The 24,746-nt window shown below is 74.7% G+C and carries 19 protein-coding genes; 6 read left to right on the plus strand and 13 right to left on the minus strand.

What is annotated here, in order from left to right:
• Positions 1-103 precede the first annotated feature (103 nt).
• On the minus strand, positions 104-625 hold the full coding sequence (locus tag ACIA5A_RS06525) for an RICIN domain-containing protein (RefSeq protein WP_396757105.1): 522 nt from the start codon (positions 623-625) through the stop codon (positions 104-106).
• 221 nt (positions 626-846) lie between these two features.
• Here ACIA5A_RS06525 and ACIA5A_RS06530 point away from each other — a divergent pair, with 221 nt between their 5' ends.
• Positions 847-3,615: an ATP-binding protein gene (locus ACIA5A_RS06530; RefSeq protein WP_396757107.1), complete on the plus strand. Its 2,769-nt coding sequence runs from the start codon at positions 847-849 to the stop codon at positions 3,613-3,615.
• Here the strand turns inward: ACIA5A_RS06530 and ACIA5A_RS06535 are convergent.
• From ACIA5A_RS06535 to ACIA5A_RS06545, 3 genes are all read right to left on the minus strand, one after another.
• Positions 3,537-4,778 (minus strand): MFS transporter, encoded by a 1,242-nt coding sequence (locus ACIA5A_RS06535; RefSeq protein WP_396757109.1) that lies wholly within the window; start codon positions 4,776-4,778, stop codon positions 3,537-3,539. The two genes, ACIA5A_RS06530 and ACIA5A_RS06535, sit on opposite strands and share 79 nt — an antisense overlap.
• Before the next feature lie 66 nt (positions 4,779-4,844).
• Positions 4,845-5,324 (minus strand): hypothetical protein, encoded by a 480-nt coding sequence (locus ACIA5A_RS06540; protein ID WP_396757111.1) that lies wholly within the window; start codon positions 5,322-5,324, stop codon positions 4,845-4,847.
• 23 nt (positions 5,325-5,347) lie between these two features.
• Complete coding sequence (locus ACIA5A_RS06545) at positions 5,348-6,136, minus strand: hypothetical protein (RefSeq protein WP_396757113.1); 789 nt, start codon at positions 6,134-6,136, stop codon at positions 5,348-5,350.
• Positions 6,137-6,312: 176 nt separating this feature from the next.
• Between ACIA5A_RS06545 and ACIA5A_RS06550 the strand changes: the two genes are divergently transcribed.
• Complete coding sequence (locus ACIA5A_RS06550) at positions 6,313-7,056, plus strand: GAF and ANTAR domain-containing protein (protein ID WP_396757114.1); 744 nt, start codon at positions 6,313-6,315, stop codon at positions 7,054-7,056.
• Here ACIA5A_RS06550 and ACIA5A_RS06555 read toward each other — a convergent pair.
• The 3 genes from ACIA5A_RS06555 to ACIA5A_RS06565 form a co-directional block, all read right to left on the minus strand.
• The gene (locus tag ACIA5A_RS06555; RefSeq protein WP_396757116.1) at positions 7,017-7,424 is read right to left on the minus strand and encodes an STAS domain-containing protein; all 408 of its coding nucleotides are present in this window, start codon (positions 7,422-7,424) and stop codon (positions 7,017-7,019) included. The two genes, ACIA5A_RS06550 and ACIA5A_RS06555, sit on opposite strands and share 40 nt — an antisense overlap.
• Positions 7,425-7,515: 91 nt before the next feature.
• Positions 7,516-7,815, minus strand: a complete 300-nt coding sequence (locus ACIA5A_RS06560; protein ID WP_396757118.1) for an STAS domain-containing protein — start codon at positions 7,813-7,815, stop codon at positions 7,516-7,518.
• Positions 7,812-11,969, minus strand: coding sequence for a SpoIIE family protein phosphatase (locus ACIA5A_RS06565; RefSeq protein WP_396757120.1), 4,158 nt, complete (start codon positions 11,967-11,969; stop codon positions 7,812-7,814). Before ACIA5A_RS06565 ends, ACIA5A_RS06560 begins: the two co-directional genes overlap by 4 nt.
• Positions 11,970-12,356: 387 nt before the next feature.
• On the opposite strand from ACIA5A_RS06565, the gene rph reads away from it, so the two are divergent.
• Entirely contained in the window at positions 12,357-14,960 is a 2,604-nt protein-coding gene (gene rph, locus ACIA5A_RS06570) for a rifamycin-inactivating phosphotransferase (protein WP_396757122.1), read from the plus strand.
• A 124-nt stretch (positions 14,961-15,084) separates the two neighbouring features.
• Here rph and ACIA5A_RS06575 read toward each other — a convergent pair whose 3' ends face one another.
• From ACIA5A_RS06575 to ACIA5A_RS06600, 6 genes are all read right to left on the minus strand, one after another.
• Positions 15,085-16,542 (minus strand): arabinofuranosidase catalytic domain-containing protein, encoded by a 1,458-nt coding sequence (locus ACIA5A_RS06575; protein ID WP_396757124.1) that lies wholly within the window; start codon positions 16,540-16,542, stop codon positions 15,085-15,087.
• Between the two features lie 198 nt (positions 16,543-16,740).
• The gene (locus ACIA5A_RS06580; protein WP_396757126.1) at positions 16,741-17,610 is read right to left on the minus strand and encodes an STM4011 family radical SAM protein; all 870 of its coding nucleotides are present in this window, start codon (positions 17,608-17,610) and stop codon (positions 16,741-16,743) included.
• Entirely contained in the window at positions 17,607-18,932 is a 1,326-nt protein-coding gene (locus ACIA5A_RS06585) for an STM4012 family radical SAM protein (protein ID WP_396757128.1), read from the minus strand. Before ACIA5A_RS06585 ends, ACIA5A_RS06580 begins: the two co-directional genes overlap by 4 nt.
• The gene (locus ACIA5A_RS06590; RefSeq protein ID WP_396757130.1) at positions 18,929-19,732 is read right to left on the minus strand and encodes an STM4013/SEN3800 family hydrolase; all 804 of its coding nucleotides are present in this window, start codon (positions 19,730-19,732) and stop codon (positions 18,929-18,931) included. Before ACIA5A_RS06590 ends, ACIA5A_RS06585 begins: the two co-directional genes overlap by 4 nt.
• Positions 19,720-20,799 carry an STM4014 family protein gene (locus ACIA5A_RS06595; protein WP_396757132.1) on the minus strand — a complete coding sequence of 360 codons (1,080 nt, stop codon included), beginning with the start codon at positions 20,797-20,799 and terminating at the stop codon, positions 19,720-19,722. Before ACIA5A_RS06595 ends, ACIA5A_RS06590 begins: the two co-directional genes overlap by 13 nt.
• Positions 20,800-20,811: 12 nt before the next feature.
• A complete protein-coding gene (locus tag ACIA5A_RS06600) occupies positions 20,812-21,744 on the minus strand; it encodes an STM4015 family protein (protein WP_396757134.1) in 933 nt (310 codons plus the stop codon).
• Between the two features lie 133 nt (positions 21,745-21,877).
• Between ACIA5A_RS06600 and ACIA5A_RS06605 the strand changes: the two genes are divergently transcribed.
• The 3 genes from ACIA5A_RS06605 to ACIA5A_RS06615 form a co-directional block, all read left to right on the plus strand.
• Positions 21,878-22,252 (plus strand): MerR family transcriptional regulator, encoded by a 375-nt coding sequence (locus tag ACIA5A_RS06605; RefSeq protein ID WP_396757136.1) that lies wholly within the window; start codon positions 21,878-21,880, stop codon positions 22,250-22,252.
• 28 nt (positions 22,253-22,280) lie between these two features.
• Positions 22,281-23,375, plus strand: a complete 1,095-nt coding sequence (locus tag ACIA5A_RS06610) for a 12-oxophytodienoate reductase (protein ID WP_396757138.1) — start codon at positions 22,281-22,283, stop codon at positions 23,373-23,375.
• Between the two features lie 128 nt (positions 23,376-23,503).
• A partial coding sequence (locus ACIA5A_RS06615; RefSeq protein ID WP_396757140.1) for an endo-1,4-beta-xylanase occupies positions 23,504-24,746 on the plus strand: 1,243 nt, incomplete at its 3' end.

Consider the following 24,746-nt stretch of genomic DNA (forward strand, 5'->3'; position numbering starts at 1 on the left):
ACCCCCCCGCGGGCGCGGCCCCCCCCGCCCCCCCCCCCCCGGGGGGGGCGCCCCCCCCGGGGGGCCCGGCCCCGGGGGGGGGGGGCGGCCCCCCGCCCACCGGTCAGACCGGCGAGAAGGACCAGACCTGCGCCGGGTTGCCGAACCCGGTGCAGTGGTAGATCTGCACGGTCGCGCCGTCGCTCGTCGAGCCGCCGCGCACGTCCATGCACCGGCCGCCGATCTGGGACTTGACCTGGTGCACCCCGCTGAACGAGTTGGGGTTCACCGTCCACTTCATGCTCGTCGTCCCGGTGCAGGCCCACTGCTGCAGCGGCGTGCCGTCGGCGTTGACCCCGTTGCGGACGTCCACGCACATCCCGCTGAACCGGTTGACGAACGTGTAGGGGCTCTGGCCCACCGGCGACCAGTGCTGCACGGCCTGCCCGTCGCAGGTCCGCTGCACGACCAGCCCGCCCAGCGACGAGGGCGCGCCGAACCGGTCCACCTCCAGGCACTTCCCGCTGCCGTAGTTGACGATGCCGTAGTAGCCGCTCGCCGCCTGCGCCGGCGGGGCGAGGACCGCCCCGACTCCGGTGGCCAGCACGCCCGCCGCCAGCACTCCGCCGACCCTGCTTCTGATCATTGCCGTCTCTCCCTTCGGATCGAACCCGCGTCCCTGCGCCGGGACCTGCCGGCCCGGGGGTCGTCGACCGCCCGGCGCCGCTTCCCGGCTGGTGACGACGCTAGGGACGACCGGCGTCGCCCGGATCCGGGAACCTCCTAGTCGACGCCGGGCCGGCGGGTCGCTGTCAGGAACGTGTCGCCACCGTCGGTCCGGAACGGATCAGCGGTTAGCGTGCCGCCATGGGGGGATCGGCGGCTCCGGCCGCCGCCGTCGGCACGGCCACCGACGGCGGCGTGGACGACCTGCTCGGCCGGGCCGACGAGTGTCGCCGCCTGACCGGGGTGCTGGCCGACGCCGTCGACGGGCGCGGCGGCGCCCTGGTGCTGCGCGGCGCGGCGGGCGTGGGCAAGACGGCCCTGCTCGACCACTGTGCCGCACACGCCGGCGGGATGCGGGTGCTGCGCGCGACCGGGGTGCCGTTCGAGGCGGACCTGCCGTTCTCCGCGCTGCACGAGCTGGTGCGGCCGCTGCTGGACCGGCTCGACGAGCTGCCGGCGCGGCAGGCCGACGCGCTGCGTACCGCGCTGGCCGTCGACGGCGGGTCCGGCACCGTCAACCGGCTGGCCGCGTACCTGGCGACGTTGACGCTGCTCACCTCGGCGGCCGAGCGGACGCCGGTGCTGTGCCTGGTGGACGACGCGCACTGGATCGATCCGGCCTCCGCCGAGGCGTTGCTGTTCACCGCGCGGCGCCTGCTGGCCGACCGGGTCGCGATCGTCTTCGCGGCCCGGGACGTGCCCGGGTTCGACGGGCGCGGGGTGCCGGAGCTGCCGGTGGCGGGGTTGGCGCCGGACGCCGCCGTCCGGCTCGCCATGCGCGCCGGGCTGGATCGGCGGGCCGCCGAGGACCTGGCCGCGGCCACCGCCGGCAACCCGCTGGCCCTGATCGAGCTGCCGGCGACGCTCGCGGAGGAGCACCGGGACGGCTGGTTGCCGCTGGAGGAGCCGCTGGTGTTGGCGGACCGCATCCGCACCACCGTCCTGGCGCACGCCCGGGGCCTGCCGGAGGCCACCTGGCGCGCGCTCGTCGTCTGCGCGGTGGCGGGCTCCACCGGTCCGGCGCTGCTTCAGCAGGTGCTCACGGTGCAGGGGTTGCACCTGGACGCGCTCGACCCGGCGGTCGACGCCGGCCTGGTCCGGGTCGGTGGCCGCGAGGTGACGTTCCGCCACCCGCTGACCCGGGCCGCGGTGCACGCCGTCGCCGGCGCCGGGCAACGCCGGTCGGCGCACCTGGCGATCGCCTCGGTGCTGACCGGCGCCGACGCGGCCGACCGCCGGGCATGGCACCTGGCCGCCGCGACGAGTGTCCCCGACGAGCGGGTGGCCGCGCTGCTGGCCGGGTCGGCCGAGCGGGCCCAGCGGCGCGGCGGGGTGGTGGCCGAGGCGCGGGCGTACGAGCGGTCGGCCCGCCTGACGCCGGACCCGGACCTGCGGGCGGAGCGTCTGATCGGCGCCACCCGGGCCTGGGCGAACGCGGGGGCGGGCCGGCACGCGGTGGCGCTGGGGGAGGAGGCGCTGACGCTCACCCGGCGGGTCGACCTGCTCTGCCGGGTGAAGCCGCTGCTCACCCACCTCGCCCTGCAACACGGCGACGCCGCGGTGCGCGACCAGGCGTTCCTGGCCGAGGCGGAGTCCTATGCGGACGTCGACCCGCTCGGCGCGGCCAAGCTGATGAGCGCCGGGGTCAACCAGTTCTGGGCGCGGTTCGACATCGCCGGCATGCTGCCGTTGTGCGCCCGGGTGGTGGCGCTCGCCGGCACGGCCGACGGGCCGCCCTGGCCCAAGGGACTGATCCGGCTGGCCGCCGCGCAGGTGCTGGCCGGGCGGCCCGAGGGCGCCGTGCTGGCCCGGGAGTGCGTCGCGGTCTGCGCCGGGCACGCCGACGGCTCCGCTGCGGAACTCGCCGAGGTGTTCTGCTGGCTCGCCGACCACGACGCCGCGCGGGCGTTGCTGACCCCGGAGATCGACCACGCGCGGGCGACCGACGACGTGTTCCTGCTGGCCTACGCGCTGCCCCGGCTCGCGGAGCTGGAGTGGCGCGCCGGGCGGCTGCACGCCGCCTACCGCGCGGCGACCGAGGCGGTCCGGATCGCCGAGCAGGTGGCGCTGCCGGTGCTGCGGGCGGAGGCGTTGGCCGGGCTCGCCCTGGTGGAGGCGCTGCTCGGGGCGGAGGCGCCGGCCCGGGCCCGGATCGACGACGCCCGCCGGCTGTTACCCGTCGAGTTCGGTGAGGTCGAGGTCCGGCTCCGGTACGCCACCGCCATGACGTCTGTCGTCGGGGCGCGCTGGGACGAGGCGGTGACCGAGCTGGAGTGGATCCGGGCCGCCCAGCGCCGCGGCGGGATGGCGGAGCCGGGCTGGCTGCCGGTGGCCGACGAGCTGGCCGAGGCGTACGCCCGCCTGGGCCGCGCGGACCGGGCGGCGCAGGCGTTGGCGGAGCTGGGCGACGGCCGGGCGGCGGCGGCCCGGGTCCGTGGCCTGCTCGCCCCGGAACGGGACCTGGACGAGGCGTTCACCGCGGCGTTGGCCCGGTGCGGGCCGGCGGCCGGGCCGCTGGAACGGGCCCGCACGTTGCTCGGCTACGGCCAGCGGCTGCGGCGGGCGAAGCGACGCCGGGACGCCCGCGAGCGGTTGTCCGCCGCCCTGCGGCTCTTCGAGTCGGCCGGCGCCCAGGGGTGGGCCCGGCGTTGCCGGGCCGAGATCGACGCGACCGGGCGGCGGGCGCCGGCCCCCGACGACCGGGGCGTCGACCGGTTGACCAGCCAGGAGCGTCAGATCGCCCTGCACGTCGCGGAGGGGCTGACGAACCGGGAGATCGCCACCCGGATCTTCCTGTCGCCCAAGACCGTCGAGTACCACCTGGGCAACGTCTACCGGAAGCTGCGGCTGCGTTCGCGGCCGGAGCTGATCCGCCACCTGTCCCGCCGGTCGGCCTCCGACCCGGACTGACCGCGCCGGCCGGTCGCGGCGACCGCCGCCGACGCGGCGGCCAGGCAGGCCACGGCGGCGACGACGAGCGGTGGTCGGCCACCGGTGTGCACGGCCGCCGAGCCGAGCGGGATGGCCACCGTGATCGGCCCGAACATCGCCGTGTTCGCGGTGCCGGACACCCGTCCGAGCAGTGCCGCGGGCGTGTGCGTCTGCACCGCGGTGACGGCGGCGACGAGCGTCCACGGCAGACCGACGCCGATCACCACCGAGGCGGCCACCGTGGCCGGCCACCAGGGCAGGCAGCGGCCCAGGCAGCCGAGCGCGAACAGCAGCGTGCCGGCGACGCCGACGGCGGACGCTCCCCACCTGACGACGAGCCGGCCGACGGCCAGCCCGGCGGGCACCGAGCCGGCGCCCTGCGCGCAGGCCAGCACGCCGAGGAACGTCGACGGCAGGGCCAACCCCTCGACCACCACGTCGTAGAGCGCCGCGGTGGTGAAACCGGACATCGCGATGGACACCGCCGCGAGCGCCACCGGCACGCGCACCGCGCGCCGGCGCAGGAGCACGGCGAGACCGGCCCGCAGCCCGTGCGGGCGCGACGCCGTCGGGCGCGGGTCGGCCGGCTCGGGGGCGCGCAGCCGCAACGCGGCGTACCCGACGGCCACCAGGACCGGCACGACGGCGCAGAGCACGACCACGGGAGGGCCGCCCCGCCACGCGTAGAGGCCCGCCCCGGCCAGCGGCGCCACCAGTTTCACACCCTCCTGCGCGCTGGAGCGCCAGCCGTTGACGTCGGCGAGCCGTGCCGGGGGCAGCGCCGCGGGCAGCAGCGCCGTCTCGCCGGCGTCGATCAACACGTAGCTGAGGCCGTAGGAGCACGAGACCACGAAGATCAGCCAGGCCCGGTCCGGCCCGCGCACCGCGAGCAGGCTGAGCAGGACGGCGGCCAGCGCGAGGTTGACGCCGACGACGAGCGGTCGGCGGGGTGCCCGGTCCAGCAGCCCGCCGAGCCAGGGGCCGGCCAGCACCGGCGCGTAGACGCAGAGCCCGGCGAGCGCGGCCAGCCCGGCGGACCCGGTGAGGTCGAGCACCCAGATGCCGGCGACCAGGGACATGGCGCTGCCGCCCAGGCCGGACAGCAGCGAGACGGCCACGAACAGCGCGGCGTTGCGGCGCATGAGCCCTCCGAAGGTTGAGCGGGGAAGACTCATCCTCAGTTCTTGAGTGTCAGCGGGGCAAGACCGTCAATGTTTCGTTGACAGGCTCGCCGCGATCCGCCGGGCCGCCTCCCGGGCCGGCGCCGGCAGTCGCGGTCCGACCCCGGCCAGATCGCCGACCAGGTACGCGGCCAGCGCGAACAGCGACCCCGGCGCGGCGTCCCGGGCGGACGCGCAGGTGTGACGCACCAGCGCGGCGCGCCGGAACCGGCCGTCCCAGGCCCGGTCCGCCCCGATCCAGCGGTCCAGGTCGGCGACCGCCGCCCGCAACGCCACCACCTCGGCGGCCCAGGCGAGGTCGAGCTGCCCCAGCCGGCCACGGCGCGCCGCCACCAGGCGTTGCCGACGCTGCTCGGCGGCCTGCCGGCTGCTCAACCCCAGGGCGGCGGCGATCTCCGCCCAGGTGGCGCCGCCGTGCCGGGCCCGGTCGATCAGCTCCAGCTCCCGCTCGTCCAGGCGGGCCCGGGCGGCGCCGATCCCGGCCAGGCCGTCCAGGTCAGGGGTCACCCTGTCAACGCTACATTGACAGGTCAGCGGGGCGGCGCGGTGTACAGGGCGGTCCGGCAGCCGATCTCGCCCGGCTCCAACCACACCCGGTCGTACCCGGGCTCCTCGATCCGCCCGGCCGGCGTGCGCACCAGCAGCAGGCAGTCCCGTTCCGCCGGCACGCCCACGGCGGCCACCAGCGCGCCCTCGTGGGTCACCGTGTCGACGGTGAGCCACTCCTGCGGGAACGCCGCCCGCACCCGGGCCGCCAGCGTCTGCGGGGTGGCCTTGCGCAGCACCGCGGTGAGCCGCACGCGCCCGTCGTCCGGCACCTTCGGCACCGGCGCGGCGCTGGGCGGCGGGGGAGCGGCCCCGGACGGGCAGTCGATCTCCCGGTAGGAGGTGTAGCGGTAGAGCCGCAGCTCGTAGCGGTAGCAGCGGGAGGCCGTCCCGGCGCTGTGACCGGTGTCGCTGATCGCACCCGCCGAGTGTTCCGGCACGGTGACGACGAACCGGACGTCGACGGTGGCGCGCTCGTCGCCGAAGACGCGGCCCGACCAGGCCAGGGCCTCCCGGCGTACGGTCGAGGCGTCCGCGGTCGCCGGCGCCTCGGCCCCGCCCAGGATCTCGGCGGCGGCGATCGACGCGGCGTCCCGTTGCCTGTCGCGGTGCCCGAGAGCGGTGTTGAGGCGCTTCGCCTCGACCTGCGCGGCCTCCGCCGCCAACACGTCGCCGCGATGCTCCCCGCACCCGGTCGACGCCAGCGCGACCGTCACCGCCACGACGCCGACTGCCCACCACCGTCGCAGCTCACCCATCCGCTCCCCGTCCACTCGCGACACCGTACCCGCCTGCCGGCGGGAAGGCGGGGCCCCCGCTTAACGCAGTCGGTAGAGGCGGGGGCCCCGCATCTCGTCGGTGGTGGATTCGCCGGCCCGAGACCGGGTACGTGAGTCAGCTTCGGTGGGTTTCGATGAGCGGAGCCGCCCCGGCGGAAGCGAGGAACCCCATGGGGGACGGGAGCCGGCACGCACGGGGCCGGCCGTCGACGGCGTACGGCGGCGCCGAACTGGACCGCCTGGGCACCGTGCTCGTCGACCTGGCCCGCCGCCTGGAGCGCGAGAAGGACGAGCGAGGCACGCTGGACGCCATCGTGCGGGCCGCCGTCGACACCATCCCCGGCGCCGACCACGCCGCCATCTCCGAGATCAGCAGACGGCGACGGATCTCCACCACCGCCACCACCCACCAGGTGCCGTGCGACGTCGACCAGGTGCAGTACGACACCGACCAGGGGCCCTGCCTGTCGTCGCTCTACGAGGAGACGACCGTGCGGGTGTCGGACGTCCGCGCCGACCCGCGTTGGCCGGCGTTCGGCAAGGGCGTCACCGACTTGGGGATCGGCAGCATGTTGTCGTTCCAGCTCTACGTCTCCGACGACAATCTCGGCGCGCTCGACCTCTACGCCGAGCGGGTCGACGCATTCACCGACGAGTCGGAGCAGGTGGGCCTGCTGTTCGCCGCGCACGCCGCGATCGCCATGTCCGACGCCCGGCAGATCACCCAGCTCACCCAGGCCCTCGGCACACGGGACATGATCGGTCAGGCCAAGGGCATCCTGATGGAGCGGTACCGGGTCACCGGCGAACAGGCGTTCGGACTGCTCGTCCTGAGCAGTCAGCACACCAACACCAAGCTGCTCGACGTGGCGCGTCACCTGGTCGAGTCGGGGGAACTCACCGTCCCCCGGTGATCGTCGCCGGCGGACGGCCCGAGGCCGAGCAGTGAGGCCACGCCGGTGATCTCCAGCACCCGGCGTACCGGCTTCGGAACGTTGACCAGCGCCAGGTCACAGCCGTGGTGGCAGGCGCGTTGCGCGCCCACCACCAGGGCCTGGATACCGGACGAGTCCAGGAACCGCACCCCGGCCAGGTCGACCAGGAGCCGGCGCGGGGATCGCTGCCGCAGCAGGTCGGTCAGCGCGCGCGCGAGGTCGTCGGAGGTGGCCATGTCCACCTCGCCGCTCACCATGAGGACGACGTGGCCCTCACCGGCGTCGGCCGGCACGAGCGTCAGCGCGGCGGCGGAGGGACGGACACCGAAGGACCCCGGAGATGTCACCAGGAAGCTCCCGTGGGAACGCCGGCGGGTGCGCTCGTATCAGAACGGTCCGCCGGGCCCGTCCAGGATAACCGGTGCCCGGGCAGGTGGGTCAGCCGCTGCGAACCGTGGTGAGGTCGGCCAGCCCGGAGATGGTGAGCAGCGGCTCCAACAGCGGGCCGGCGACCAGCGCGACACGTTCGGCGTGCGGGAACAGCACCGCCAGACCGGCACTGTCCAGGTATTCCACCTTGGTCAGGTCCACCACCAGCGGGTCGCCGTCGGGGCGTACCGCGTCGGCCAGCGCGGCGCCGAAGTCGGCGGCGTTGCTCATGTCGATCTCACCGACCGCGGTCAGCACACGCGTGCCGTCGGGGTCGTCGCTGGTGGTGAGCGTCAGGGCCGTGCTCATCGGATGATCCTTGCCTGCATGTCGACGGTGGTGCCGGTGGCGCCCGGTGTCACGGTGATGCTGTCCATGAGAGCACGCATCAGCACCAGACCACGACCCCGGCTCGGGTCGGCCGGGCGGTTCTGGTCCCGCCAGCGCCCGCTGTCGGTGACGCTCACCCGCAACGCGTCGGCGGTCGCCGCGGCCCGCAGCCGGATCCGGCCTCCGGGGCGGTTCCGGTGGCCGTGCTCGATGGCGTTGGCGCACGCCTCACCGGCGGCCACCAGGACGTTGTAGGAGTGCGCCGGGGCCAGGCCGCACCGGTCCAGCCAGCCACGCAGCGCGGTGCGGACCTCGGCCAGGCGCGACGACTCGGCGGGGAAGTCCAGCTCCAGCGGCCCCGGGTGACGGTAGATGAGCAGGGCGACGTCGTCGGCGTACCCGCCGTCCGGGGTGAGCTGGGCCATCACCTCGCTGGCCAACTCGTCGACCGGGGCGGACCGGCCCTCCTGGAGCGTGGCGGTCACCCGGTCGATGCCGGAGGTCAGCGGTTGGCGACGGCGCTCGACCAGGCCGTCGGTGTAGAGCATCAGCGTGGCTCGGGCCGGCACGGTGGTCTCGGCCTCCGGGCGGTCCCGGCCGGCGCGGACCGCGAGTGGGCGGGACCGCCCCTGGTCGAGCAGCGCGGACGTGCCGTCGGGATGGACCACGACGGCCGGCGGGTGCCCGGCGCTGGAATAGCGCAGCCGGCCGGTAGCCGGGTCGAGCACGCCGCAGAAGACGGTGGCGCACTGCGCGCCCGGGAGCAGGGCGGCGAACCGGTCCAGCGCCATCAGCGTCTGGGCCGGGCTGGCGTCCTGGAGCAGCAGCGCCCGGCAGGCGCTGCGCAGTTGCCCCATCACGGTGGCGGCGTGCAGGCCGTGTCCCACGCAGTCGCCGACCACGATCCCGATCCGTCCGTCGGGCAGCTCGACCGTGTCGTACCAGTCGCCGCCGACCTTGAGCGGGCGTGTGGCCGGGGCGTAGCGCACGGCGAAGCCGGCCGGCAGTTGGGCCGGGCCGAGGATGGCCCGTTGCAGGGCCAGCGCGGTCTCCCGCTGCTGGTCGATCTGGTGCACCCGGTGCAGTCCCTGGGCGACGTGGCCAGCGAGCAGCGCCAGCAGGGTCTGGTCCTGCTCGGTGAAGGGCCGCTTCTCGCCCAGGTCGATCCAGAGCGCCATGGTGCCGTGCGGGTGCTCCACCGCGATGCCGGCGCCGTGCGCCCGGGTCGCCACCGGCGTCAGCAGCGGTGTGTCCCGCAGACCCACGAGCGCCTGGCGGCGCGCGTCGGGCAACGAGTCCCAGCGCAGCAGGGGGTCGGTCGCGGTGACGTCGGGGACCGGGGAGTCGCCGAAGACGGCGGTGAGGACGCCGGTGGCGCGCCACAGCTTGCGCATCTCGTCCAGCACCCCGCCCAGGGCGTCGGTGAGGTCGTCCGCCTGGGACAGGCGCATGCCGAGCCCGGCCAGCGCGGTCTCGCGCTGCACCGCGTAGTGCTCGGCGGTGACGTCGCGGAACGTCCCGACGATCACCCGCCGGCCGGTGTCCGGGTCGTCGACCTGGTTGAACGCGGCCGCGATCCAGAGCCGGTGGCCGTTGCGGTGGGTCACCGGCACGGTGAAGGTGCCCTGGGTCTGCCCGAGGAGCACGGAGAACGCCGCGGACACCTGTCGGTGCGCCTCGGGCTCGGTCTCCGGATCCGGCCACCACGGCTGCTGCGCGGACCGGTAGGGAAGGCCCTCCGGGCCGTAGCCGAGGATGTCGGTGAACGCCGCATTGATCTCGACCACCGAGCCGTCGGAGTCGCAGACGAAGAACGCCTCCTGCAACGAGTCGATCAACGCGGTGCGCCAGCGGGCGTGGTGGTTGCGCAGCCGGGCCAGCTCCACGTTGGCGCGGACCCGGGCCAACAGCTCGGCCGCCGGGAACGGCTTGACCAGGTAGTCGTCCGCGCCGGCCTCCAGTCCCTCGATCGAGGCGTCCTGGCCGGCGCGGGCGGACAGCAGCAGCACCGGTGTGCCGGCCGTGCGCGGGTCGGCGCGCAGCGCGGCGACCAGTTGAAGGCCGTCGAGCCGGGGCATCATCACGTCGCTGACCACCAGGTCGGGCGGGAGCGCGCGGGCCGCATCCAGCGCCTCCTGCCCGTCGGCCACCGCCTGCACCCGGTGCCCGGCCGAGCGCAGCAGGCGGGTGAGGTACTCGCGCATGTCGGCGTTGTCGTCGGCGACCAGCACCCGGGCCGCGACCTGCCCCGGCAGGGCCGGCGGCGGTCCGTCGCCCGGCGCCGGGTCGTCCGGGACCACCTCGGTGCCCGGCTCGGTCGGCAGCCAACGCAGCGCCTCCTGCACGAACGGCTCGGCGGAGACCGGGGCCCGGCCCGCGCCGGCCGGGGCGAGGGCGTCCGCGGGCAGGTGGGCGGCGCCGAACGGCAGCCGGACGGTGAACTCGGTGCCCCGGTCCGGCGCGCTGCTGGCGGTGATGGTGCCGCCGTGCAGCGTGATCAGCTCCTTGACCAGCGCCAGACCGATACCGCTGCCCTCGTCGGAGCGGGAGCGGGCGTTCTCGATCCGGTGGAACCGCTCGAACAGCCGGGACATCTCGTCCTCGGCGACACCGATGCCGGTGTCGGCGACCCGCAGCACGGCCTGTCCGTCCTCGGCGCGCAGGGTCACCCGGACGGCGCCGTCGAAGGTGAACTTCAACGCGTTGCTGAGCAGGTTGAGCACCACCTTCTCCCACATGTCCGGGTCGATGTGCACCGGCTCGGGCAGCGGCCGGCAGTCGACCTCGAACGCCAGGCCGGCGCGTTCGATCGCGGAGCGGAAGACGCTGGCCAGGTCGGCGGTGACGGCGGCCAGGTCCACCGGCTGGTAGCGGGCCTGCATCCGGCCGGCCTCGATGCGGGAGAAGTCGAGCAGGCTGTTGACCAGCTTGCCCAGGCGCAGCCCGTTGCGGCGGACGACCTCCAGCTCCGCGCGGACCTGCTCGTCGGCGTCGCGCAGCCGGGCGCGCAGCTCGTCCACCGGACCCATGATCAGCGTCAGCGGGGTGCGGAACTCGTGGCTGATGTTGGAGAAGAACGCGGTCTTGGCCCGGTCCAGCTCGGCCAGCTCCTCGGCGCGCCGCTGCTGGGCCTGGTAGCTGCGGGCGCTGGCGATCCCGGTCGCCACGTGCCCCGCGGTCAGCTCCACGAACCCCCGGTAGCCGTCGTCGAGCGCGCGGTAGCGGTTCAGCCCGGCCACCAGGAAGCCGTACGGCGTGCCGCCCTGTTGGCGCAGCGGCACCAGCATCGCCTCGGTCGGCGGGTCCGGCCAGCCGCCGGTCGGCAGGTCGGCGAACCCGTCGCCGTCCAGCGGCACCAGGACCGACTCGCCCTCGGTCGGCCCGCTCGTCGGCCAGGGCGCGGTGGGGTCGTCGGCCGACAGCGTCGCCGGAGCCGCCGGGTGACCGGCGGTGACGCCCGTCGCCTCCGCCAGCCGCGCGTCACCGTCGTCGCCGAACAGGTACGTCAACGTGAACGGCAGGTCCCACGGGTTGCGTCCGAGCTGCCGGGCGGCGAAGGCGAGCGTCTCCTGCTCGGTGCGGATGACGCTCGGGTCGGAGCCGAGGTCCCGCAGTGTGGCCATCCGCCGCTCGCCGATGACCCGCTCGGTCTCCTCGCTGACCACGCAGAGCATCCCGACCAGCGTGCCGTCGTCGTCGCGCAGCGGGCTGTAGGAGAACGTGTGGTAGGTCTCCTCCCGGTAGTCGGAGCGTTCCAGGAACAGCAGCAGCCCCTCGTCCCAGGTGGCGTCACCGGTGCGCAGCACGGTGTCGATGCGCGGGCCGATGTCGTCCCAGATCTCCGCCCACACCTCGTTCGCCGGCCGCCCCAGCGCCCACGGGTACTTGCGGCCGAGCGTGTCTCGCCGGTAGGCGGCGTTGCAGAAGAAGGTCAGCTCGGGTCCCCAGGCCATCCACATCGGGAACCGGGAGGACAGCAGGATGCGGACCGCGGTGCGCAGGCTCTGTGGCCAGCCGTCGGGCACGCCGAGCGGGTGGGTCGACCAGTCGACCCGGGCCAGGTCCGGGCCGATCTCACCGTCGACGGCGAACACGTCGGCACGTGCTCGCGGGTCGGTGCCAGCGCCGGTCATCGCCCGAGTCTCCCTCACCGCGTCGGTTCCTGCCCGTCCAGGTGGCGCAGCCAAGGGGGGCGCATGCGGGCACAGGGGGCGTACTGCCCGCCCGATCGGCCTCCCGGCGTCGCTCTCCGCAGTGGTCTTGCCCCCGAGACGGCCCCGCCATGCCACCGGGTGAGGTCGGGAGCGCCACAGTTCCAGCCGGGCGGCGCGGACGTGACGGTGGCGGCCGAGAAACCGCGGCGGCCGAGAGGCGACAGCGGCCCGTGAAACAGCAAAGGCAGGGAGATCGCTCCCTGCCACTTCTAACGTATACCGCACCCGGGGGCTTGTGGCAAGACCCGGGTGGTGCCGCAGAATCGTCGGCCGGACGCGGTTCGAGCAGGGAAAACGGGGGCACCAATGGCCGGACGGTACGTGGTGGGGTTCGACGAGGTCGACGAGACGCAGGGTGCGGTCGTCGGTGGCAAGGGCGCCCACCTGGGGGCGCTGTCGCGGACCGAGGGGGTACGCGTGCCGCCGGGCCTCTGCGTGACCACCGACGCGTACCGCCGGGCCGTCGCCGGCGTGCCCGGGTTGGACGAGCGGCTCGACCGGCTCGCCCGGCTGGGGCCGGACGACCGGGAGGCGATCCGGACGGTCAGCGCGGAGATCCGTGACGCCGTCGAGGGGGCGGTGGTGCCGGACGACGTCGCGATCGCGATCACCGGAGCGCTGGCCGGCCTCGGCGGCGACGACGTCGCCTGGGCCGTCCGGTCCAGCGCCACCGCGGAGGACCTGCCGACCGCCTCGTTCGCCGGCCAGCAGGACAGCTACCTGAACGTGGTCGGTCCGGCCGCGGTGCTCGCCCACGTCCGCCGGTGCTGGGCGTCGCTGTTCACCGAGCGGGCGGTCGGCTACCGGGTCCGCAACGACGTCGACCACCGCGCCGTCCGGATGGCGGTGGTCGTGCAGCTGATGGTCCTCCCGGACGCGGCAGGCGTCCTGTTCACCGCCGACCCGGTCACCGGCGACCGGAGGGCCGCCTCGGTGGACGCCGGCTTCGGGCTGGGCGAGGCGATGGTGGCCGGCCTGGTGACCCCGGACGTGTTCACGGTGCGCGACGGCGCGGTCGTCACCCGGACGATCGCGGCCAAGCCGGTGGCGGTGCGCGCCGTGCCGGGTGGCGGGACCCGGGTGGAGGACGTGGACCCGGCCCGCCGCGAGCAGCCGGCGCTGACCGACGCGCAGGTCCTGGCACTTGTCGACCTCGGCCGGCGGATCGAGGCCCGGTTCGGCCGCCCCCAGGACGTCGAGTGGGCCCTTGTCGACGGCGAGTTCGAGATCCTGCAGAGCCGGCCGATCACCACGCTGTTCCCGGTCCCGGTGGCCGCCGACGACGAGAAGCACGTCTACCTCTCCGTCGGCCACCAGCAGATGATGACCGACGCGATGAAGCCGCTGGGGCTGTCGATGTGGCGGCTGACCGCCATGGCGCCCATGCATCCCGCCGGCGGCCGGCTCTTCGTCGACGCCACCCCGCGCCTGGTCGACCCGGCCGGGCGGGCCGCCTTCCTGGACCTGATGAGGCGCTCCGACCCGCTGACCCTGGACGCGCTGACCACCGTTCTGGACCGCGGCGACGTCGTGCCCACGCCGCCGGACGGCGTCCCCGCCGGCCCGCCGGCCGGCCGGCCGCCGGCGACGACGATCGAGACGGACCCGGCCATCGTCACGGCGCTGATCGACGGCAGCCGGGACAGCGTCGCCGCGCTGCGGCGCGACATCCGCACCAGGTCCGGTCCGGCGCTGTTCGACTTCCTGGCCGAGGCGTTCGAGGAGCACAAGCGGGTCCTCGTCGACCCGGTCAGCATCCAGGCGATCATGGCCGGGATGGAGGCCACCTGGTGGCTCAACGACAAGCTCGGCGAGTGGCTGGGCGAGCCGAACGCCGCCGACACGCTCACCCTCTCCGCCCCCGGCAACGTCACCTCGGAGATGGGGCTGGCGCTGCTCGACGTCGCCGACGTGATCCGCCCACACCCCGAGGTGGTGGCGTTCCTGCACGACGTCGTGGACGGTGACTTCCTCGACGAGTTGCCGAAGCTGCCCGGCGGGAGCGAGGCGCGCGCCGCGATCGAGGACTACCTCGACCGGTACGGCATGCGGTGCGTCGGCGAGATCGACATCACCCGGCCCCGGTGGGCCGAGCAGCCGGCCACTCTCGTACCGCTGATCCTGGACCACGTCCGCACCTTCGCCCCCGGCGAGGCCCGGCGGCGCTTCGCGCAGGGGCGGCGGGCGGCGGAGCGCAAGGCGCAGGAGGTGCTGGCCCGGCTGCGGGCGCTGCCGGACGGCGACCGGCGGGCCGACGAGACCCGCCGCATGATCGACCGGGTCCGCACCTTCATCGGCTACCGGGAATACCCCAAGTACGTCATCGTCAGCCGCTACCTCGCCTACAAGCAGGCGTTGACCGCGGAGGCCGACCGGCTGGTCGACGACGGCGTGCTCACCGACCGGGAGGACGTCTTCTTCCTGACGTTCGACGAGTTCCGCGACGCGGTGCGCACGCGCCGGGTGGACGCGCGGCTCGTCCGGGAACGCCGGGACGCGTACCGGTGGCACCGGACGCTCACGCCGCCGCGCGTGCTCACCTCCGACGGCGAGGCCCTCGCCGGGGCGTACCGGCGCGACGACGTACCGACAGGCGCGCTGGTCGGGCTGCCGGTGTCCAACGGCACGGTCGAGGGGCGGGCCCGGGTCGTCCTGGACCTGGCCCGCGCCGACCTGGGACCGGGCGACATCCTGGTCACCGTCCACACCGACCCCAGTTGGACCCCCGTGTTCGTGGCCGCCGCCGCCCTGGTGACCGAGGTGGGCGGCCAGATGACCCACGGTGCGGTGATCGCCCGGGAGTACGGCCTGCCGGCGGTGGTGAACGTGCCCGACGCCACCCGGCTGATCCGCGACGGGCAGCGGATCCGGGTGCACGGCTCCGCCGGCTATGTGGAGGTGCTGGCCTGACGCCGGTCAGGCGTCGCCCCGGTCGACCAGGCTGAACGTGGTGTCGATCGGGGCGTCGCCGAGTTCCTGGACGTAGATCTTCTTCTGGCTCTCGTCCCGGACCGGGAGCGGCGGTCGGATCGGCTCAGCGGTATCCGGCGGCCACCACGTTGGCCTGCACGGCGTTCTCGGTGGCGTCCGAGGGATAGCCGGCCACCATGGCCCCCTCGTAGAACGTGCCGACGCTCTGGTTCCGGTTGTCGATGCAGCAGTCGCCGCCGCTGCCCAGGATGATCGCGCCCTGCTTCCGCATCGGGCTGTAGCCGCGGGGCAGTGACCCGTCATAGAGGGTGTAGAGGGCGCCGGACTGCGCGTTGCTGCCCTTGATGGCGAAGCGTGAGGTGCCGTTGTTCTTCAGCGTGGCGGTGACGAACTTGCTGGTGAAGGCCCGCTGGTTCGGGTTCCACGACGAGCTGCCGCCGGGGTAGAGACCGTATTCGAGGTCGGCCTGCACCCAGGGCCCGCTGCCGGAGCAGCCGCCGAACCAGCAACTGGTGCTGAAGTTGATCGCGTCCATCGCGCCGGCCCCGTCGGCCCGGCGGGTGGTCTCGCTGTTGCCGTAGTCGAAGCAGCAACCGCTGTTGACGTGCGTGCCGCTGGTCACCATGTACATGCCCTCCGGCGCGCTGCCGGTCGGCACGCCGGTCAGGTGACCGTCCCGCCAGTAGCTGCTGTTGCCGGGAATGAACAGCGAGTACGCCTTCGCGCTGCCGACCGTGACCGACTCCCGGTTGGCGACGGCCGGCTGCACCGCGCCCCCGATGCCGCCGGACCCCTGGTAGCCCAGGTTGTTGCCCCGGGTCGTCTGGTCGTAGATCCAGGTGATGACGCATGTGGTGTTGGCGCAGAAGGAGTCCTGCGCGGCGGCGTTCGCGGGCCCGCCCGCGCCGACCGTGGAGATGTCACGGGTGGCGTTGTCGGAGGAGCGGCGGACCTGGTAGAGCCGGCCGCCGTAGTCGCGGAACAACGCCCGGGTGGTGCTGTGCGCGGCCACGCAGGGGGTGCCGCCGGCGGCGTAGATGTCGCACGGTCCGGTCGTGGCCGGTGGCGGGGTGGTCGGCGGCGGCGTGGTGGGTGGGGTGCTGGTCGGCGGCGCGGTGGTGGGTCCGGTGGTGACGCCGCCGGTGCAGGTGGTGCCGTTGAGGGCGAAGCTGGTGGGGACGGGGTTGCCGCCGGTCCAGGCGCCGTTGAAGCCGAAGCTGGTGGAGCCGCCGGTGCCGATGGCGCCGTTGTAGGAGACGTTGGCGGCGGTGACGGCCGCGCCGGTCTGGGTCAGGGCGGTGTTCCAGAATTGGGTGACGGTCTGGCCGGCGGCGAAGCTCCAGGTCAGCCGCCAGGAGCTGACCGGGTCGCCGAGGTTGGTGACGGTGACGTCGGCGCCGAACCCACCGGACCAGGACGAGGTCACGGTGTAGGTGACGGCGCAGCCGGCGGCGGCCGTGGCGGGGAGCTGGGTGGCGGCGAGGCCGGCGGTGGTGAGGGCGGCCGCGGTGGTGGCGGCGAGCAACGCCGTCCGGTGGCGGGAATGGCTGACGAGTCGCACGGGATCTCCCGGTCCGTGAGTGGGGGTGGCGACGCCCGGCCGGGCGGCGGGTCCTCGACCCCTGCCGACCGTCGGTGGCGTCCCTGCCGAGCAGCACCGGTCTGCCCTGGACCGGCGGCGGTGCGAGGTGACAGCTCCCATGCCCCCGCCTCAATGTTTGCGTTAACATCGAGTCGCTGTCAATGGCGGGCCGACCGGTCAGCGCGCCGCCGGGGCCGGCGGCGGCCAGGCGGCCGGAATGCGCTCCAGCACCCCACCGGCGAACACGTCCCGCAGGCCGAGCGGCTTGAGGTGGACGTACCCGATGTGGCAGTCGCAGACCGTGTTGTCGCACGTCCGGGGCCGCAGGGCGGCCCGCCACGACCCGTCGTAGAGGTTGCCGATCGGGGTGGGCACGAAGTGGCACCGGCGGACCGTGCCGTCACCGAGCACGGAGATCGCGGTCTCACCGGCGTGGCAGGGCCGGTCGAGCGACAGGTGCGGCCGGACGCTGTAGCCGAAGTGCGGGTCCAGCGCGGTCCAGGTCGCCTCCTCCTCGGCGTCGTAGCGGCGGCCCTCGGCCGCGTTGACCCACAGGTAGACGCCGGCCGGCAACGCCGCGCGCAGCGCTCGTGCCTCGGCCAGGTGCTCGGGCAGGCCGACCACCCCGACCGAGTAACGCACGCCCAGCTCGGACAGGCGCGCGCAGCGGCGCAGGAAGCGCGCCCGCTCGACCTGCCCCGGGTGGTAGGTCGTCCAGAGCGCGGCCGAGCCGGCGTCGGCGTCGGCCAGCCAGTCGACGCGGGCGGCGAGATTGGTCTGGATGACCACCCGGTCCACGTGCGGCAGGTGGGACAGCGACACCATCGCGTCCCGGTACCAGCTCCGGGTCAGCCCCTCGCCCCACGGCGTGAACAGCACCGACAGTCGCACGTCGGTGGTCGCGGCCACCCATCCCGTGAACCGGGCCAGCGCGGCCCGGTCGGCGCGCAACAGCTCCGGCGGGTCGCGCCGCTTGGCGAACGGACAGTAGGGACAGTCGTAGTTGCAGCTCGCCAGCGGCCCCCGGTAGAGGACGGACAGGTTCATCGCAGCGCGTACCCGGTCATCGCGTGCCGCACCTCGGCGGAGGTGAGCCACGGGCCGACGGCGTCGGAGCGGGCCAGCCCGGCGGCGGTGAGCCGCAGCCCGCCGTCGGTGGCCCAACCCCGCTCGACCAGGCGGCCGAGCTGCGGGAAGTCCTCGCCCGGCGGACGCCCGAAGCGGGACCGGTAGGCACCGGCGTCGACACCGCCGGCGCGCAGCAGCGACGACAGCAGCCAGCGGCGGCGCTGTTCCGCGCCGTCGAGGTGGAAGCCGAACTCGGCGTACCGGAAGTCGTCGGCGGGGCGGGCGAGGTAGTCGTCGAGCACCGCCCGCACCTCGGTGACGCTCACCGCGTAGTCGAACGAGTAGTGCAACGCGGTCGTGTAGGAGCGGGCGCCGCAGCCGAGACCGACCATGCCGTCGTCCTGGCAGCAGTAGTCCGGGCCGTCCGGCGCCGGCACGTCGGCGCGGCGGAACTGGCGCATCGACTCCTGCCGGTAGCCGGCCGCGCCGAGCGTCTCCACCGCCTGCCGGTAGAGCGCGAGCCGCTGGGCGTCCCAGTCGGCGCGGGCGTGCGCGCGCCGGCCCAGGCCGGTCAGCGGGCGGACGTAGAGCGGATAGAGGAACAGCTCCTCCGGTCGCCAGGCCAGTGCCGCGTCCAGGCTCTGCCGCCAGGTGTCGGCGGTCTGCCCGTCGATGCCGTAGATCAGGTCGAGGTTGAGCACCGGGATCCGGGCGTCCCGGATCGCGGCCAACGCGGCCTCCACCTCGGCGCGGCGCTGCGGCCGGCCGGCGGCGCGGGCTTCGGCGTCGAGGAAGCTCTGCACCCCGATGCTCACCCGGGTGGCGCCGTGCGCGGCGAGCACCGCCAGCCGGTCCGGCGTCGCGGTGGCCGGCGAGGTCTCCACCGACAGCGGTACGCCCGGCAGCCGGGCGCCGATCGTGTCGGTGGCGATCGCGAACAGCTCGGTCAGCTCGTCGGCGGTGAGGTAGGTGGGGGTGCCGCCGCCGAACGCCGCCCGGGCGTACCCGGCGTCGCCGCCGAGCGCCTCGGCGACCCGCTCGGCCTGGCGACGCACCTGCCGCAGGTATGCCGTCACCTGCTCCGCCGGCGCGTTGGCGCGGGTGAACAGGTTGCAGAAGCCGCACCGCATCTCACAGAACGGCACGTGCAGGTAGAGGAAGAGCGCGTCGCGTGCCTCGTCCCGCCACACGTCGGCCAGCCGGGGCCGGGGAAGCAGCGGCCGGTAGGAGGTCTTGTGCGGGTAGGCGTAGAGGTACTGCTGGTAGGTGGAGCCGTCGAGGCTCGGATCGGTGCTGGTCACCATTCTCCCGGGTGCAGGGTGAAGTCGGCGTAGGGGACGGTCCACACCACGTCGTGGCCGATCCGGTGGCCGGTGTGGCCGTCCTCCCCGTAGGCCGTGCCGTGGTCGGAGCAGACGATCGTGAACACCGGCCGGCCCCGGCCGGTGACCAGGCCGAACAGCCTGTCGACGCGGCCGTCGACGTATTCCAGCGCGGCGGCGTGACTGGCCCGGCTGTCGGTCTCGGCGCCCGGCAGGTGGTGCCGGTTGGGCTGGTGCAGCGCGGCCACGTTGAGGAAGGTGAACAGCGGTCGGCGCGCCGGCACCCGGGCCAGCACCTCGGCCAACCGGTCGAGCTGGGCGTCCAGGCAGGTCGGGGACGTGACCCCGAACTCCGGCTCCCAGTGCGCCTCGGTGAACAGGCCGGGCAGCACCGACCCCAGTGGACTGCGCCTGTTGAAGAAGCCCACCCCGCCCAGGCACAGCGTGTGGTAGCCGGCTCCGGCCAGCGCGGTCGGCAGGTCCGGGGCGTCGAACACCCAGGTGTCGGCGCCGGCCGTCTCGCTGCCGGGGAAGGCCGCCGCGTAGCGCCGCTCGTGCCGGCCCGGCCCGGTCGGGGTGGGCAGGAAGCCGGCGAAGAACGCGTGGTGCGCGGCGTAGGTGAAGCTGGCCGGGGAGTGCCGGCGTTCCCACCGGCCACCCGGCAGCGCCCGGGCGAGGCGCGGCGTCCGCCCCGCCGCGGCCAGCTCGGCCGCCACGTCGTAGCGCAGCGTGTCCAGCGTGACCAGGAGCAGGTCGTGGTCGCCGATCAGGTCACGCACGCGGTCACCTCCGACCGCCGGCGCCGCCACCGGCCGGTGGTCAGCGCGTGCACCTGCTCGGCGTAGGCGTCCCGGCCGTCGACCAGCACGCCGGGCAGCAGGTCGCCGAACGCGTTCACCTCGGCGACCGCGTGCCGGCGCCACCCGGCCAGGATCATCAGGTCGACGCCGACGTGCAGCGAGCCGGGGAAGCACGCGGCGACCCGCTCGCAGGTCTCCATCGCCGCCGCCCAGGTCGACGCGCCGGCCGCGGCGCGCAGCGCCTTCAGGTCGCCCCGGGCGTTGCCGAGGTGCAGGTTGGTCAGCGGGCCCCGGGCGGCCCGGACCACCGCGTGCGTGGGACGGCCGGCGACCACCAGCACCCGCACGTCGACGACCCGGTCGCCGAGGCCGGCCTTGGGCAGCCACCGCTCGACGTGCAGCCCGTCCGGGGCCAGCCGGTCGACGATCGCGGCGACGGCCGCCTCGTCGGTGAGCCGGCGCACCCGCAGCGAGTTGAACAGCCCGTCCGGGGTGGCCTCGACCGTGGTGTCGGCCTGCACGCCGCGCGGACCCACCGCGAGCGCGAGCACCCCGGCGGCGGACGAGCCGTGCGCCGGCTTGACGAACACCCGGTGCCAGCCGGCCCCGGCCATCGCCTCGCGCAGCGCGGCGTAGCCGCCGACCGGCGGCAGCGCGGCCGGCACCGGCACGCCGGCCGCCGACAGCAGGGCGTGACAGCGCCGCTTGTCGCACAGCACGGCCACGTCGTCCGGGTGGTTGAGCAGCTCGGCGCCCCCGGCGGCGACCCGGGCGAGGCCGGCGACCAGACCGGCGTACGCGTCGGCGAGGCCGACCAGCTCACCGTGCCGGGCGACGGTGGGCGCGCCGCGCAGCAGCCGGTCGACGAGCGGGTCCTCACCCGGGGAGTCCACCCGCACCAGCGCGCCGGCCGGCGGCGGCGCGGCCCCGGTCAGCACGTCGACCCAGGGCAGCACGTCGGGCGCCGGCAGGCCGGCGTCGCGCACCGCGCGGTCGAACAGCGCCACCCGGCGGTTGGCCGGGTTGCCCACCACGGTCAGTCGCATGTCACCTGCCGCTCACTCCCCGACGGCGGTGAAGAAGTATTTCCGGCCGTCGTACACCTCGGCGCTCTGGGCGTCGGAGACGTCCACCTCGACCTCGGGCAGCGCGGCGACCACCGAAGCGGCCGCCTCGTCGGAGAGGAAGTGGTGGTGCAGGTCGAGCCGGCGCAGGTGGGTGAGCGGCTGGCCGGCCAGCAGCGTCGCCGCGCCGGCGTCGGTGAGCACGCCCATGGACAGGTCGAGCACCTCCAGGCGGGGCACGACCGCCGCGTCCGCGACCGCCGCGGCGACCGCGTCGGCGTTCTCCGCGTTGCAGACCGCCAGGTGTCGCAGCGCCGGCAGGCGGTCGCCGGCCAGCACACCCGCCAGGTCGTCCGGCGTGGTGTCGCGGCCGTAGTCGGCCCGGCCGAGCCACAGGTCGAGCCGGCGCAGCGCCGGCAGGTCGGCGGCGCCGACGCCGCGCGTCACCTCGGCCGGCAGACCACCGGACTCGATCCGCAGCTCGCGCAGCCCGGCGTGCCGGTCCGGCGCCAGCCGCAGGCCCTGGGCGCCGCGGATCCGCAGCACCTCCAGCCCCGGGTACGCCGCCAGCAGCGGCGTGACGTCGCCGTGGTTCAGCCAGGAGATCTCGCACTGCTCGGCGACCAGGTCGGCGAGGAACATCGCGCGCAGCCCGGTCCAGCTCGCCGCGGCCTCGACCAGCAGGTCCACCGGCAGCGCACGCTCGTACGCCTCACCCCACTCGCCCACCACGACGGCCCGGACCGTCTCGGCGGGGACCTCGTCGCGCATGGCGCGGACCAGGGCGGCGAACTCCTCCGGGTCCGCGTCGAACTCCTCGACCTCGAGGCGCCACGCCACCGCGGACGGATCGTCCGGCAGGGCCATGCCCGGTGTGAACGGCAGCACCGGCAATCCGGCGAACGACGACACGTGCGAGTTGATCACACCGACCTCCGGCGGGGCTGTGGCAAGGGCGGCGGAACCGTAACAGGCCCTCCCGACACGATGATCGGCAGCGGCGGCCCGCCGCCGGCTGGCATGCTCGGTCCGGTAGGCCGGAGCGGAGCGGGGAGGCGCGATGCGGATCGGTGAACTGTCGGCGCGGACCGGGGTCAGTGCCCGGTCGATCCGCTACTACGAGCAGCAGGGCCTGCTCGCCGCCGTGCGCACCGCCAGCGGGCAGCGGGTGTTCGGGGAGTCGGCGGTCGAGCGGGTACGCCTCATCCAGCGGCTCTTCGACGCCGGGTTGAGCAGCCGGCGGATGTCCGAGCTGCTGCCCTGCGTGACCAACCCCGACATCCGCACCCGCTGGCTGACCGACCGGCTGCGCGAGGAGCGGACCCGGATGGAGGCCGAGATGGCGCGGCTCGCGCACGCCGTCGCGGTGCTCGACGAGGTCGTCACCGACATGACCGTCGCGGACGACCCGGTGCCGGAGAGGGCTTGCCCCTGACACCGGTGTCAACTCCTACCGTCGGGGCATGACCACCACGCTGGCCGCCGGATCGCCGGTGGCGCCGCTGATCGAACCCGTCACCGTCGCCGGGATGCCGATGCGCACCCGGTTCGTCATGGCGCCGATGACCCGCAACCGCGCGCCCGGCGGGGTGCCGACGCCGCAGGTCGCCGACTACTACCGGCGACGCGCGGAGCAGGGCGTCGGGCTGATCGTCACCGAGGGCGTCCTGGTGGACCATCCGACCGCCGGCCACGAGGACACCGTGCCCCGGATGACGCCCGGGCCGGCCGAGGCGGGCTGGCGGCGGGTGGTCGAGGCGGTGCACGGCGCGGGTGGTCGGATCGCCGCGCAACTGTGGCACCTGGGCAGCCTGCGCGAGCCGGTCGACGGCCGTCCGGCGTGGACGCCCTCCGGGGTGGCGGAACCGGGGCGCCCGGCCGGGCACGCCATGACCCTCGACGACGCCGACGAGCTGCTGACGTCGTACGCGGCGGCGGCGCGGGTCGCCGCCCGCGTCGGGTTCGACGCGGTGGAGGTCCACGCCGCGCACGGCTACCTGCTGGACGAGTTCCTGTGGCCGGACACGAACCGGCGGACCGACGCGTTCGGTGGCTCACCGGCGCGGCGGGCCGGGTTCCCGGCCGCGGTGGTGCGGGCGGTCCGCGAGCAGTTCCCGGCGGACCGGCCGGTGGTCGTGCGGTTCTCGCAGTTCAAGGAGCGCGCGTTCGACGCCCGGATCGCGGAGACGCCGGCCGAGCTGGCGGAGATCCTCGGCGCGTTCGCCGAGGCCGGCGCGGACGTGCTGCACGCGTCGCAGCGCCGGTTCTGGCAGCCCGCGTTCGCCGGCTCGCCGTGGAACCTGGCGGGCTGGGCGAAGCACCTCACCGGCCTGCCGTCGATCACCGTCGGCTCGGTCGGCCTGACCCGCGACTTCCTGCGTCCGGGTGGCCCGGAGTCGGTGTCCGGGCTGACCCGCCGGCTGGCCGAGGGCGAGTTCGATCTGGTCGCGTTGGGGCGGGCCCTGCTCGGCAATCCGGCCTGGGTGACGCACGCGGCGACCGGCCGGGCGGCGGAGATCGTCGACTACCGCAAGGCGCACGAGGAGGTGTACCCCTGACCTGAGCCGGACTTGACGCGCGGGCATGTTATCGCTCACAGTCGATGGCAGGGCATCCGCAGCACTGGCTCTCCGGGCGAGCCGCGCTGGTCGCATCACCACCGTGCAACCCGGAAGAGGAAACCTGCATGAGACCCACCAGAGCCTTGCTGTCCACCGGCCTGCTGGCCGGCGCGCTCGCCGCCGGCATGGCGGTGGCGCTGGCGCCCACCGCCAGCGCCGGCACCACCCTGCGCGCGTCGGCGGCGGAGAAGGGCCGCTACTTCGGCGCGGCGGTCGCCACCAACAAGCTGTCCGACAACACGTACGTCACGGTGCTCAACCGCGAGTTCAACTCGGTGGTGCCCGAGAACGAGATGAAGTGGGACGCCACCGAGCCCCAGCAGGGGCGGTTCTCCTACACCGGCGGTGACCGGCTGGTCAGCCACGCCCGGGCCAACGGGATGAGCGTGCGCGGTCACACCCTGCTCTGGCACGCCCAGCAGCCGAGTTGGGCGCAGGGCCTGTCCGGCACCGCGCTGCGCAACGCGGCGATCAACCACGTCACCCAGGTGGCGACCCACTTCCGCGGCCAGATCTACGCCTGGGACGTGGTGAACGAGGCGTTCGCCGACGGGGGCAGCGGCGGGCGCCGCGACTCGAACCTCCAGCGCACCGGCAACGACTGGATCGAGGCGGCCTTCCGGGCCGCGCGGGCCGCCGACCCGGGCGCGAAGCTCTGCTACAACGACTACAACACCGACGGGGTCAACGCGAAGTCGACGGGCGTCTACAACATGGTGCGGGACTTCAAGTCCCGTGGCGTGCCGATCGACTGCGTCGGCTTCCAGTCGCACCTGGGCACCACGATCCCGGGCGACTACCAGGCCAACCTCCAGCGCTTCGCCGACCTCGGCGTGGACGTGCAGATCACCGAGCTGGACGTGATGACCGGCGGCAACCAGGCGAACATCTTCGGCACGGTCACCCGCTCGTGCATGGCGGTGTCGCGCTGCACCGGCATCACCGTGTGGGGCGTGCGTGACTGCGACTCGTGGCGCGGCTCGGACAACGCGCTGCTCTTCGACTGCTCCGGCAACAAGAAGGCCGCGTACACCTCGGTGCTGAACGCGCTCAACGCCGGCGGGACCAGCACGCCGCCGCCGACGACGCCGGGCAACCCGACCACCCCGCCGCCGAACCCGACCACGCCGCCGCCGGGTACGGGTGGCTGTTCGGCGACGGTGTCGCTGAACTCGTGGACCGGTGGTTTCGTGGCGACGGTGAAGGTGACGGCCGGTTCCGGTGGCACCCGGGGTTGGACTGTCGCGTTGACGTTGCCGGGTGGGGCGAGCGTGACCAACACGTGGAGCGCGACGGCCAGCGGCAGCT

Origin of the sequence: Micromonospora sp. NPDC051300 (assembly GCF_044455315.1) — a bacterium.
GTDB lineage: Bacteria > Actinomycetota > Actinomycetes > Mycobacteriales > Micromonosporaceae > Micromonospora > Micromonospora robiginosa.